The sequence below is a fragment of the Nonomuraea sp. NPDC001831 genome (assembly GCF_042892035.1).
Classification (GTDB): Bacteria; Actinomycetota; Actinomycetes; order Streptosporangiales; family Streptosporangiaceae; genus Nonomuraea.
Genome location: NZ_JBIATU010000003.1, coordinates 507,444 through 519,824 on the forward strand (window position 1 = coordinate 507,444; position 12,381 = coordinate 519,824).

Genomic DNA, 12,381 nt, shown 5'->3' on the forward strand with positions numbered 1-12,381 from the left:
CCCGGGCCGCGGCGGGCGTCAGGAGGTGGGGGTGTTGTGCATGATCTTGACCATCCGCACCTTGCCGTTGGGCTCCGGGGTGATGCTGTCCACCGTGCGCGCGGTCACCTCGAAGTCCGTGGCGACGGCGGCCACGGCGTCGCGGACCCGCCCGGCCAGGTCGGCGGGGGCCGACGGCGAGGGCACCAGCAGGATCTCCACCGCGCCCGGCCGGTACTGGAGCACCTGCACGCCGCGCACCCCCGCCGTCGGCATCACGGCCGGGTTGGTGAGGAAGTTGGCGTGCACCGTGCGCCCGTCGGCGGCCACGACGCGGTCCTCGGTCCGTCCCTGGATCCGGCGGATGATCGGGGTGTGGAAGGCGCGGCACGGGCAGTCGTCCGGCTCGATGAGCACGCGGTCGCCGAGCCGGTAGCGGATCAGCGGCATCGCCTCGGCGTGCAGCCGGGTCACCAGCACCTCGCCCTCGCCGTCGGCCGGCGACACGCTGCCGTCGTCGTGCAGCACCTCCACCACCACGTCGGCCGAGCGCAGGTGCATCGCGCCCTCGGGGCAGGTGCGGCCGATCGTGTACGCCTCCACCGAGGCGTACACCTCGTGGCCGCGCGCCCCGAAGTAGCTCAGCACGTGCTCGCGGGCCTCGGGGGTGAGCGTCTCGCCGGCGAAGATGACGGTGTGCACGCCACGGTAGGCGATCTTCCTGCGGCGCAGCTCGTCCACGAGGGTGACGATGCAGCCGGGGAAGCCCCACAGGAACGTCGGCCGGCCGCGCAGGAACGCCTCGACCTGCTCGTCCAGGCTCCGGCTGGTGTTGACGTGGACCGTACGGGCCAGGCCGAGCCGCTGCAGCCGGTGCGGCCGGAACCCGCCCACCCGGAAGTAGCCGATCCGGTCCCAGGGACGCAGGCCCGAGGCCAGCAGGTCCTGGAGGTAGGTGGCGCGCAGGTAGCCGAGGTCGCCCTCGGAGTAGAAGGGGCGGATGGGCACGCCGGACGACCCGCTGGTGGGCGCCTCGCGGGTGTTGTCGGGGGTGAACCCGGTGGCCATCAGCTCGGCGGGCGGCAGGTCCCGCAGCGTCGTCCGGTTCAGCATCGGCAGGGCGGCCAGGTCGGCGGCGGTGGACAGCGCCGCCACGGCGTCGGCCGGGAACACGCGGCGGTAGTACGGCACGTTGGCGTGCGCGTGGCGGACGAGCCCCGTCAGCAGCCGGTCCTGCACGACCTGGAGCCGGGCCGGGTCCATCCGGTCCCGCGAGCGAGCCAGGTACAGGTTCCGCAGCACCGGCACCACCGGGATCGTGCTGGGCAAGCCCTTCATGAGGTCTCCTTCTTCAGCGTGGCCAGCATGACGCCGCCCTTGACCACCTCGCCCGCGCAGTACGCCAGCAGCGCGCCGAACGCCGCCGCGGCGGGCACCAGGAACCAGCCGGCGGCGGCGACCACCGCGAACTGCAGGCACGCGGCCACCGCGGCCAGCCGCCGGCCCCGGTCGTCGGTGTTCTCCACCAGCAGGAACGCGGGCAGCACGGCCGCCGTCAGCGCCGCCTCGGCCAGCAGCGCCGCGCCGGTCGCCGCCATGCCCCGCTGGCCGCCCGCCAGCACCACCCCGAGCACGACCACCGCCAGGGCGCCGGCCGGCACGGCGGGCGCGAGGATGCGCCGCGCCATCCGGCGGGCGCCGGCCTCGCCCGTGCCCTCGATCCAGACCGCCACCCGCGGCTGGAGGATGCGCAGCAGGTACGACACGCCCATCACGACCACCGACAGCGCCACCGACCACACGTAGAAGACGCTGGTCTGCTGCGCGTCGTCCAGGTGCGCGAAGTACGCGAACGTCACCGAGGTGGCCGCGACGGCGGTCACCTCGCCGACGCTGAGCAGCGCCGCCGCGCGTACGGCCGGCCGGTAGGAGCCCTTGTCCGCCCTGCCGGCGCGCCCGCGGATCAGCCCGGCCGCCAGCACGGCGTTCAGCACCGCCAGCACGCCGACGTGCAGGGCCAGCAGCGCGTTGGCGCGCATCCCGGTCAGGGCCACCAGCCCCACGCCGGACGCCTGCGCGACGGCGAGCGTCAGGTAGGCGAACACGTCGGCCCGCGCCCGCCCGCGCAGCCGGTTCAGCGCGGCCATCACCGCGCAGCAGCCCAGCCCGCAGGCGTAGGCGGCGGCGGCCGCGTACCGGGCGGGCGCGCCGCCGGGGTCGGCCGCCGCCAGGGCCAGCCACACGGGCACGGCCACCGCGAACGGCGTGGCCGCCAGCAGCATGAACAGCGGCCGCAGCGTCTGGCCGCCGCGCCGCGGCACCAGCGCGAGCGCCGCCTTCTCGATGCCGCTGGACGTCAGCGCCAGCAGCCAGCCGGACACGCCGTTGGCGGTGGCGTACAGGGCGAACTCCTCGGCGCCCCAGAGGCCGAGCAGCACCAGGTTGGCGGTCCACAGGGCGGCGCGGAACGCGCCGCGCCCGGCGAACAGGGCCGCCGTCACCGCCACGAGGCGTGGCGGTGGCCTGCGGCGCAGGCTCACGGTCACGGGCCGGCCTGTGCCGACTCGACGAACCTGCCCTTGCCGCCGGGGGTGAGCGTGACCCGTTCGGCCTGCTCGAAGCGCACCTCGACCGGCCCGCCCACCTGCTTGGCCAGCCCGTTCCGGTAGGCCGCGGCCACCTCGTCGAAGTCCCGGCCCGCCTCGGGGACCAGGTGGACGGTGACGTTGCCCTCGGCGTCCTGGCGGACCATGCTCTCGGCCACGCCCGGCGTCCACATGGCCAGTGACAGGAACGTGGCCGTGTAGACGCGGTGGCCGCCGGGGAAGGTGATGTAGTCGTCGGACCGGCCGCCGGTCACCCGCATGCGCATGAACCGGTTGCCGCAGCCGCACTCCCCCGGCACGATCATGCCGCGGTCGCCCAGGCGGTAGCGGATCAGCGGCATCGCCCGTTCCCTGAAGTGGGTCACCACGACCGCGCCGTCCTGGCCGTCGGGCACGGGCCCGCCGTCGTCGTCCACGATCTCCAGACGGACGCGGTCCTCGTCCACGTGCATCGCGCCCCGGTCGCACTGGGTGGAGACGGTCAGCACCTCGTAGGCCGAGTACTCGTCGAACACCGGGACGCCGAAGCCGTTCTGCAGCAGCTCGCGCACCTCGTCGGTGAGCAGTTCGGAGTCGGTCATGACCATGCGCAGCGTGCGCCGCAGCCGGGCCACGTCGGCGGGTGAGGCGGCGCGCAGCAGCCCGCGCAGCACCACCGGGTAGCCCATGATCAGGTGCGGGCGCACCTTCAGCACGTCGGCCAGGATCTTCGCGTCGCCCTGCCCGGCGCCGATGACCGTGCGCGGGAACAGGCCGAGCCGCTGGAACCAGCGCAGCGGGCGGGGGAACGGCTTGATGTGCGCGATCCGCCACCACGGCCGGTAACCCGACAGCAGGAAGCGGCGGAAGATGGTCGCGCCGTGGTAGCCGTAGGCGGCCACGTCGTGCCGCACCTCCAGGACGCGGCCCGTGGTCCCGCTCGTCCGGTCCAGCCGGTAGTCCTTGGTGCTCAGGCCGGGCGTGTGGAAGCGGGACAGGTCGCCGTCCAGCACGGTGGCCTTGTCCAGGATCGGCAGCTTCGCCAGGTCGGCCAGGCTGTGCAGGGGCACGTCGTAGCGCGGGTCGGCGTAGTGCGGCACGTGCGCGCGGGCGAAGGCCAGCAGGTCGCGCAGGCCGTCGAGGGTGAGCCGGTCGGTCTCGGCGCGCGGGCGGCGGATGGCGCGGAAGGCGTCCACGACGTGCCGCACCTCCCGCACGGCGACGCCCAGTCCATGGCTCACAGGCCGTCCCCGATCTCGAAGCGGAGCAGCCCGGCGGCCTCGGCCAGCACGCCGGCCAGGGCGTCCCGGCCGGAGGCGGCGGCGGTCAGGTAGCCGAGCTTGGCGCCCGCCCGCGTATAGCGCTCCACGTGGTCGCCGGGGGCGGCGGCCAGCACCAGGTCGACGACGCCGGGCAGCGCCCTGACCTGCTCCTCGCCGTCCACCCTGACCAGCTTCCCGTCGCGTTCCGCGTTGAGCACGCGGACCGCGCCGTACCGGGTCGCCGCCGGGGTCAGGGACGGCGTCTCGCCCATGGCCGACAACACGTACTGCTCGACCACGTCCACGCCGTGGACCAGGCCCAGCAGCTCGGCCAGGCCGTTGCCGCCCAGGCGGGCGCCCATCTCGACGAGCACGACCTCGCCCGTCCCGGTGACCAGCACGTCGGCGCTGAGCGGCCCTTCGCGCAGCCCGGTCTCGGCGCAGATCGCGTCGAGCATCGGGCGCACGGCGTCGGTGACGTGGCCGGGGCCCGGCATGGTGTGCTGGACGGTGATGAACAGCGGCGGCGGGGTCAGCTCGCGTTCGGCCAGGCCGATCAGCGCCACCTTGCCGCCGATCACGAACGCCTCGGCCGTGTAGTGGGCCCCCTCCAGGAACTCCTCGGCCACGACGCGGCCGGACAGCGACCACTCCCTGGCCAGCCGCACGGCCTCGGGCAGCTCGTCCGCCGCGCGGCACAGCGACACGCCGCGGCTGCCGGAGGAGTCCACCGGCTTGACCATGAGCGGGAAGCCCAGGTCAGGGGCGTCGCGCAGCACCTCCTCCGCGGTGCCGCTCACGTGGCGGGGGCCGGGCAGGCCGAGCCGGGCGCACATCGCGCGGAACCAGCCCTTGTCGACCGAGCCGCGCACCGCGCCCTCCGACAGCCCGCACGGCAGGCCCAGCCGGGCGGCCAGGGCGAGCTGCGAGGGCAGGTTGACGTCGCTGGCCGGGGAGACCACGCCGGCCAGGTCGTCGCGCTCGGCCAGCGCCCGCGCGACCCGCGGCACGTCGCGGGTGCTGAGGTCGAGGAACTCGTCGGCGTGCGCGACGCCGGGGGCGTCGGCCCGCATGTCCACGCAGATCGTGCGCACGCCGAGGCGGGCCGCGGCGCGGATGGTGCTGATGGCGCCGTCCGCGCCGCCGAGGACCGCGATGGTGCGGCGGGCGCCGGTCACGTGAGCCTCCCGGCGAGCAGGTCAGCGGAATCGACCGGCACGTTGGCCTCCCGTACGAGGAACAGCGGCGGACGGGCCTGACCGCGAGAGATGTGCAGAAGCGTGCGGGCCATCATGGCCAGCCCGAACAGGGCGGCGGCCAGCGCCAGCCCGAACAGCAGCGCGCTGCCGGTGATCCCGGCCAGCAGCGCCACGGGCAGGCCGATCAGGCCCGCCCACACCGCGGCCGAGATGGGCCGCGACGAGAAGCCGAAGAACAGGTCCAGCGAGTGCCTGGCCAGCCCGCGCACGGTCACCTTGGACGAGCCGTGCACCCGCGGCCGGTGCGCGGTCGGCACGGTCGTCCAGGCGCGCGTCAGGCGCGGCAGCGTGGCCAGGAAGTACGGCGTGCCGAGCCGCAGGTCCACGATCCGGCGTGCGATCTCCGTGCGGACCAGGCGGAACGTCGTGGCGCGCGGCGGGATCTCGATGCCCAGCAGCCGCCGCGCCAGCCAGTCGTGCACGATCGACGCGGTCCGCCGCGGCCAGGGGTCCTTGCGGTCCACCCGGATGCCGAACACCGCGTCGTACCCGTCGGCCGCCCGCTCGATCAGGCGCTTGGCCTCGGTGGGCGGGAACTGCAGGTCGGCGTCCAGGTGCAGCACCCAGGGGTTCCGGGCGTACCGATAACCGGCCGAGAAGGCGGCCTCCACGCCGAAATTCTTGGACAACGATATGAAAGACACCCGATTGTCACTCTCGGCGATCGTGCGAATGCGCGCGAGCGTGTCGTCGGTACTGCCGTCGTCGACGAAGAGTATTTCGAGTTCGGCCTGGTCACCGAGCGCGTCAGCGATTTCGCGATAGGTGTCAGGGATGTTGTCGGCCTCGTTCAGGCACGGAACGACCACGGTGAGTGCCAGGCCGTCCGGCGGAACCGGAAGCGGATGCTCATTCATGGAACGGTCTTCACCACGTGTATCAACCCCGGTTCACCCTGTGACAGGGCCCGGGCATTCCCACCCGGCTCGACCCCGGTTGCGGAATATATCCATACGCGTCAGACAAAAGATAGGTATTGATTTCTTTCCGGACGGTTTGTTAGGAAGATCTCCGACGCGGGGCCGCTGGGTCATGCGCATTGTCAGGGGGCATTCATGTATGTGCTCGGCATCAGCCAGGTCCACGACTCGGCGGCGGCCCTGGTGGCCGACGGGAAGATCGTGGCCTTCGCCGAGGAGGAGCGGTTCACCAGGGTCAAGCACGACGGCCGGTTTCCCGCGCAGGCCGTGCGCTACTGCCTGGAGGAGGCCGGCATCACGCTGGCCGACGTCGACCACGTCGCCTACTACTGGCAGGCGCCCCGCGAGACGTTGCACGCGCTCGGCCACTTCGCCCGGCACCTGCCCCACACGCTGGCCGTCTTCCGCAACGACGCCGGCGACTACGGCGACAAGGCCAGCGGCCTGCTGGAGACGCTGTCCGACCAGAAGGGCCAGGCCCACCCGGACGACTACAACGTCGGCGGCGCGCTGCTGCTGCACCTGCGGCGCGGGTTCACGCTGGAGAAGATCCTGCGCGAGTCGCAGAACTTCCGGGGCCGGACGAAGTTCAAGGTCCACCTGATGGACCACCACCGCGCCCACGCCGCCAGCGCCTTCTTCATCTCGCCGTACCAGGAGTCGGCGATCATCACCTGGGACGGCATCGGCAGCGACGGCACCTCCACCTACCTCGGGCTGGGCAAGGGCGGCCGGATCCACGACATCCGCCGCGTCAAGTTCCCGCACTCGCTGGGCGCCATGTACGCCGGCGTCACCGGCTACCTCGGCTTCAACCCGACCCGGGACGAGGGCAAGGTCATGGGCCTGGCCGCGTACGGCACCGACCGCTACGTGGACGACTTCGCCGACCTGGTCCGCCTGGGCCCCGACGGCTACTTCGAGCTGGACCTGAGCTGGTTCCGGCACCACGCCACCGGCAAGCACCAGATGTCGGCCAAGTTCCTGGAGCGCTTCGGCCCGGCCAGGCCGCGCGAGCGCGCCGTTCCCAACCAGCACTACGCCGACGTCGCGTACGCGCTGCAGGCCACGCTGGAGCGCACCGGCCTGCACGTGGCGCGCTGGCTGCAGGCCAAGACCGGGCAGACCCGCCTGGTCACCGCCGGCGGCGTCGCGCTGAACAGCGTCATGAACGGCCGCATCCTGCTGGAGACGCCGTTCGAGGACTTCTTCGCCCAGCCCGCCGCCGCCGACGACGGCTCGGCCCTGGGCGCGGCGCTGCTGCTGGGCGTGGAGAAGTACGGCATGCGCCGCCCGCGCGACGAGGAGTACATCTTCCTCGGCCCGCAGTTCGGCGAGGAGGAGATGGAGCGGGCGCTCCAGGACGCCGGCCTCGACTACCGGCGCACCGACGACATCAACGACACGACGGCGCGGGCGCTGGCCGACGGCAAGATCGTCGGCTGGTTCCAGGGCCGCATGGAGTGCGGGCCGCGCGCGCTCGGCAACCGCTCGATCCTGGCCGACCCGCGCCGCGCCGACGCCAAGGACCGGCTGAACGAGAAGGTCAAGCACCGCGAGCCGTTCCGCCCGTTCGCGCCCTCCTGCCTGGCCGAGCACGCCGGCGAGTACTTCGCCAGCGGCTACCCCTCGCCCGTCATGCTGCTCGTGTTCGACGTGCTGGAGCACCAGCGGGACAAGGTGCCGGCGATCACCCACGAGGACGGCACCGCCCGCGTCCAGACGGTCTCGGCGGCCGACAACCCGCGCTACCACGCGATGATCTCCCGCTTCGCGGAGCTGACCGGCGTGCCCATGGTGGTCAACACCTCGTTCAACGACAACGAGGAGCCCATCGTCTGCACCCCCGAGGACGCCGTGCGCTGCTACCTCAAGACCGACATGGACGCCCTGGCCCTGGGACCGTTCTTCACCGAGAAGGACGTTCGTTGAGGCGTTGGTTGTGGCTGGCGCCCGCCGTTCTGGGCGCCGCGGCGGCCACCCTGATCATGGTGATCCTGCCGCCCGACCGCACTCTGGACAACCCGCTCGAAGCGCTGTGGAAGGTCAGCCCGCTGGTGTTCGCGGTGCTGGCCGTGGCCGGGTTCCCCCGGCGGCCGGGGCTGGGCATGGCGCTGATGTGCGCGCTGGTCGTCGGCTACATGGGCGTGCTCGACACGGTCAACGTGCTGCACATCTTCTCGTACGCCGAGTCCGCCGACCAGAAGGCCGCCTTCCCCGAGCTCTACCAGTTCATGCTCTTCATGAACTCCTTCACCGTGCTGGCCGTGCTGTTCGCCTACCGGCTGGGCGGGGCGCGCTCCGACCGCGTGCTGAAGGTCGGGCTCGCCAGCGTCCTGGTCGTGATCTCCGGGCTGAACGACCTGTCGATGTGGCTGCTCGGCGACTGGCCGCAGGGCCGGCCCGGCACGCTGACGTGGGCCTCGCACATCGCGGTGTTCGTCGGCGGGCCGCCGAGCGTCGCCGTGGCAGTGATCTTCCTTCTCGTCCACCTCGTCCTGGCCGGGGTCGTGCTGGCGCTGCCCGTGCGGCGGTGGCTGGACCGGCTCGTCCCCGCAGCCGCATGAACGCCGACTTAGTCGTCGTCGGCTCCGGTCTGTTCGGGCTGACCGTGGCCGAGCGGTGCGCGTCCGAGCTGGGGATGCGGGTGCTGGTGCTGGAGCGCAGGGACCACGTCGGCGGCAACTCCTACAGCGAGCGCGAGCCGCAGACCGGCATCGAGGTCCACCGGTACGGGTCGCACCTGTTCCACACGTCCAACGCGCGCGTGTGGGAGTACGCCCAGAGGTTCACGTCGTTCACGCCGTACGAACACCGGGTCTATTCGGTGCACAAGGGCCAGGTCTACCCGATGCCCATCAACCTGGGCACGATCTGCGCCTTCTTCGGCCGCCACCTCAGCCCCGACGAGGCCCGCGACCTGGTCGCCCGGCAGGCCGCCGAGGTGACCAGCGCCGGCAACCTGGAGGAGAAGGCGATCTCGCTGATCGGCCGGCCGCTGTACGAGGCGTTCATCCGGGGCTACACCGCCAAGCAGTGGCAGACGGCCCCGGCCGAGCTGCCCGCCGAGATCATCGGCCGGCTGCCGGTGCGCTACACCTTCGACGGGCGCTACTTCGACGACCTCTACCAGGGCCTGCCCACCGACGGGTACGCCGCCTGGCTGGAACGCATGGCCGACCATCCCAACATCGAGATCCGGCTCGGCGCCGACTTCTTCGACCTGCGGGAGAGCCTGGCCGGTGCGGTGCCCGTCGTCTACACCGGGCCACTGGACCGCTACTTCGGCCACGCCGAGGGCGAGCTGGGCTGGCGGACGCTCGACTTCGAGACGTCCGTGCTGCCCACCGGCGACTTCCAGGGCACGTCGGTGATCAACTACGCCGACGAGGACCTGCCGTGGACGCGCGTCCATGAGTTCCGCCACCTGCATCCCGAACGCACCTGGTACCCGTCCGACGCCACGGTGATCATGCGGGAGTACTCGCGCTTCGCCGGCCGGGCCGACGAGCCGTACTACCCGATCAACACGCCGCAGGACCGTGCCCGGCTGCGCCGGTACCGCGACCTGGCCAAGGGCGAGCGGGACGTCTGGTTCGGCGGGCGCCTGGGCACCTACCAGTACCTCGACATGCACATGGCCATCGCCGCCGCCCTGACCCTGTACGAGAACCGCCTGCGCCCCCGCTTCGCCGCCCACGTCCCCGAGTAGGCCGCCCTCAGGCTCAGGCGGACCGGCGGCCGGACGGTTGGGCTGGACGGTTGTGCCGGGCCGGGGGGCGGGCCACACTTCTGGCATGCAGGTAATCGTGCGCCTCGACGGCGAGACGCCGACCGCCCCCGCCCTCTCCTCCCTGGAGCGCCAGCTCCGCGGCGACAGCGCCTTCCGGGGCATGGAGATCCGGCCGCTGCCCGGCCCGCCCGAGCCCGGGGCGATGAACGGCGCCGCCGACGCCCTCATGCTGGCGGTCTCGGCCGCGTCCGGCGGGCTGGGCGTCTCGATCGTCCAGGCGCTGGCCGGGTGGCTCAGGACGCGGCGCCACAGCTTCACGATCAAGATCAGCCATGGCGAGCGCACGCTGGAGCTGAGCGTGGAGGCGGCCAAGGACCCGGCGAAGGTGATGGAGGCGGCCCGGCGGCTGGCCGAGATGCTGGAGCCTCCCGCCCCATGAGCCCCTGGCCCGACCCGGCCCGCTGCCGGGCCGTCCTCGTCGGCACGACGACGTACACCGACCAGGTCATGTGGCCGGCCCTGCCTGCGGTGCGGGCCAACGTCACGGACCTGGCCGAGGTGCTCACCGGCCCGCGCTCGTGGGGCCTGCGGAGCGACCACTGCGCGCAGCTCATCGATCCGGCCAGCTCCGACCACGTCCTCGACCTCATCCACGACGCGGCGACCGAGGCCGCCGACACCGTCTTCATCTACTACTCCGGCCACGGCGAGAAGACCGAGAACGACCTGCTACTGCCGATCGCCACCACCAGGCCCGACCGGCTGCGGATCGGCGGCGTGCGGTTCTCGGTCATCCGGGAGATCATCCGCGAGCGCCGCGCGCCCCGCGCCGTGGTCGTGCTCGACTGCTGCTACAGCGGCATGGCCCACGGGATGAGCGGGCCCGCCCTGCGCGGGCTGATCGACACGACCAGCGCGTACGTCCTGACCTCCTCGGCCAGGGACACCCTGTCGCTCGCGCCGCCCGGCGAGCGCCACACCGCCTTCACCGGCGAGCTGCTCAAGATCCTCCAGGACGGCGTCCCCGCCGGGCCCGCCGACCTGTCCATCGGGGACGTCACCCGCGCGCTGCGCTACCGGCTGCTCGACCGGCGGCTGCCGCTGCCCGAGTACAGCCAGGCCGGCGCGGCGGACGAGCTGCCGCTCGTGCGGAACAGACGAGAGCCGCCCCGGACGCCGCCCCGGGCCGCGCCCGCCCCGCCGCCGGGGATCCGCCTGGCCGGGGCCGCCCGCCGGACGGGCCGGGCGGTCGGCATCTGCTTCGGCGCGGCCAACTCCTTCGTCACCGTCGTCGAGGGTGGCGAGCCCGTCGTCATCCCCGGTTCCGAGGGCGCGCGGGCCACGCCGTCCGTGGTGGCCTTCGCCAAGGACGGCGACGTCGTCATCGGGCAGGCCGCCAAGCGGCAGACCCTCACCAACCCGGACAGGACCGTGCGCTCGATCGTCCTGGAACTGGGCACCGACTGGTCGATGGCCGTCGACGGCTCAAGATACTCCGCGCCCCGGGTCGGCGCGCTCGTCCTGGGCCGGCTGAAGCAGGACGCCGAGGCGTACCTGGGCGAGCGGGTCACCGACGCGGTGATCACCGTCCCGGCCTACTTCGACGACGCCCGGCGCCAGGCCGTCACCGAGGCCGGCACGCTGGCCGGGCTCAACGTGCTGCGCCTGATCAACGAGCCGACCGCGGCGGCGCTGGCGTACGGGTTCGACGCGGCGGAGAACCGCTCGATCCTGGTCTTCGACCTCGGCGGCCGCACCTTTGACGTGTCCGTGCTGCACATCGGGGACGGCTACGTCGAGGTTCTTGCCACCCACGGTGACAACCGGCTCGGCGGCGACGACTGGGACCAGCGGATCGTGGACGAGCTGGCCAGACGGTTCAGGGAGACCCACGGCGTCGACCTGACCGGCGACACGATGGCGCTGCAGCGGCTGCGCGAGGCGGCGGAGCGGGTGAAGATCGAGCTGACGGCCGCGCAGCAGGCGCACGTCAACCTGCCCTACCTCACCTCGGGCCGGCAGGGCCCGCTCCATCTGGACACGACGCTGACCCGGCGGGAGTTCCAGAGCCTGACCGCCGACCTGCTCGCCCTGCTGCGCGGGCCGTTCCGGGGCGCGCTCCAGGACTCCGGCCTCAAGGTGACTGACCTCGCGCACGTGGTGCTGGCCGGCGGTGCGAGCCAGATGCCCGCCGTGACGGCGCTGGTCACCGAGCTGTCCGGCGGCACGCCCCCGCTCATGGGGCTGAGCCCCGACGAGGTCGCCTCCATCGGCGCGGCGCGGCAGGCGAACGTGCTCAAGGCCGACCTGACCCCGGTGACGCTCGGCCTGCGGGGCAAGGGCGGTGTGCTGCGGAAGGTCATCGAGCGCGACAGCCCGGTCCCGGTCGAGCGGACGGTCACGTTCACCACGACCGCCGACGACCAGTCGGCCCTGCGGGTCGAGGTCTACGAGGGCGAGCAGGCCACGGCCGCGCTCAACGCGGTGCTGGGGACGTACATGGTGGGCGGCATCCCCGCCGCCCGGCGCGGGGAGCCGCGGATCGAGGTGACGTTCGGCGTGGACGCCGGCCTGACCTTCACCGTCACGGCCCGGGAGGCGGCGACCGGCATCCCCCTCCCGGTGACCCGCCACCCCGGCTGA

At 72.9% G+C, this 12,381-nt stretch carries 10 protein-coding genes; 5 read left to right on the top strand and 5 right to left on the bottom strand.

Features of this window, described 5'->3' with window-relative positions:
* Positions 1-18: 18 nt before the first annotated feature.
* The 5 genes from ACFYYW_RS13220 to ACFYYW_RS13240 are packed head-to-tail and all read right to left on the bottom strand — an operon-like array spanning position 19 to position 5,942.
* Positions 19-1,317 (bottom strand): phenylacetate--CoA ligase family protein, encoded by a 1,299-nt coding sequence (locus ACFYYW_RS13220; RefSeq protein ID WP_387648098.1) that lies wholly within the window; start codon positions 1,315-1,317, stop codon positions 19-21.
* On the bottom strand, positions 1,314-2,525 hold the full coding sequence (locus tag ACFYYW_RS13225; protein WP_387648101.1) for a hypothetical protein: 1,212 nt from the start codon (positions 2,523-2,525) through the stop codon (positions 1,314-1,316). Before ACFYYW_RS13225 ends, ACFYYW_RS13220 begins: the two co-directional genes overlap by 4 nt.
* Positions 2,522-3,805, bottom strand: a complete 1,284-nt coding sequence (locus ACFYYW_RS13230) for a phenylacetate--CoA ligase family protein (protein WP_387648104.1) — start codon at positions 3,803-3,805, stop codon at positions 2,522-2,524. The genes ACFYYW_RS13225 and ACFYYW_RS13230 overlap by 4 nt, the downstream gene beginning before the upstream one ends.
* The gene (locus tag ACFYYW_RS13235) at positions 3,802-5,004 is read right to left on the bottom strand and encodes an ATP-grasp domain-containing protein (RefSeq protein ID WP_387648107.1); all 1,203 of its coding nucleotides are present in this window, start codon (positions 5,002-5,004) and stop codon (positions 3,802-3,804) included. The genes ACFYYW_RS13230 and ACFYYW_RS13235 overlap by 4 nt, the downstream gene beginning before the upstream one ends.
* Positions 5,001-5,942 carry a glycosyltransferase family 2 protein gene (locus tag ACFYYW_RS13240; RefSeq protein WP_352323702.1) on the bottom strand — a complete coding sequence of 314 codons (942 nt, stop codon included), beginning with the start codon at positions 5,940-5,942 and terminating at the stop codon, positions 5,001-5,003. Before ACFYYW_RS13240 ends, ACFYYW_RS13235 begins: the two co-directional genes overlap by 4 nt.
* Before the next feature lie 198 nt (positions 5,943-6,140).
* Here ACFYYW_RS13240 and ACFYYW_RS13245 point away from each other — a divergent pair, with 198 nt between their 5' ends.
* The 5 genes from ACFYYW_RS13245 (at position 6,141) to ACFYYW_RS13265 (ending at position 12,381) form a co-directional block, all read left to right on the top strand.
* Positions 6,141-7,937, top strand: a complete 1,797-nt coding sequence (locus tag ACFYYW_RS13245) for a carbamoyltransferase (protein ID WP_387648110.1) — start codon at positions 6,141-6,143, stop codon at positions 7,935-7,937.
* Entirely contained in the window at positions 7,934-8,572 is a 639-nt protein-coding gene (locus ACFYYW_RS13250) for a hypothetical protein (RefSeq protein WP_352323705.1), read from the top strand. The genes ACFYYW_RS13245 and ACFYYW_RS13250 overlap by 4 nt, the downstream gene beginning before the upstream one ends.
* Positions 8,569-9,717, top strand: a complete 1,149-nt coding sequence (gene glf, locus ACFYYW_RS13255) for a UDP-galactopyranose mutase (RefSeq protein ID WP_364412109.1) — start codon at positions 8,569-8,571, stop codon at positions 9,715-9,717. Before ACFYYW_RS13250 ends, glf begins: the two co-directional genes overlap by 4 nt.
* A gap of 85 nt (positions 9,718-9,802) precedes the next feature.
* Positions 9,803-10,177 (top strand): hypothetical protein, encoded by a 375-nt coding sequence (locus ACFYYW_RS13260; RefSeq protein ID WP_387648114.1) that lies wholly within the window; start codon positions 9,803-9,805, stop codon positions 10,175-10,177.
* On the top strand, positions 10,174-12,381 hold the full coding sequence (locus tag ACFYYW_RS13265; protein ID WP_387648117.1) for an Hsp70 family protein: 2,208 nt from the start codon (positions 10,174-10,176) through the stop codon (positions 12,379-12,381). Before ACFYYW_RS13260 ends, ACFYYW_RS13265 begins: the two co-directional genes overlap by 4 nt.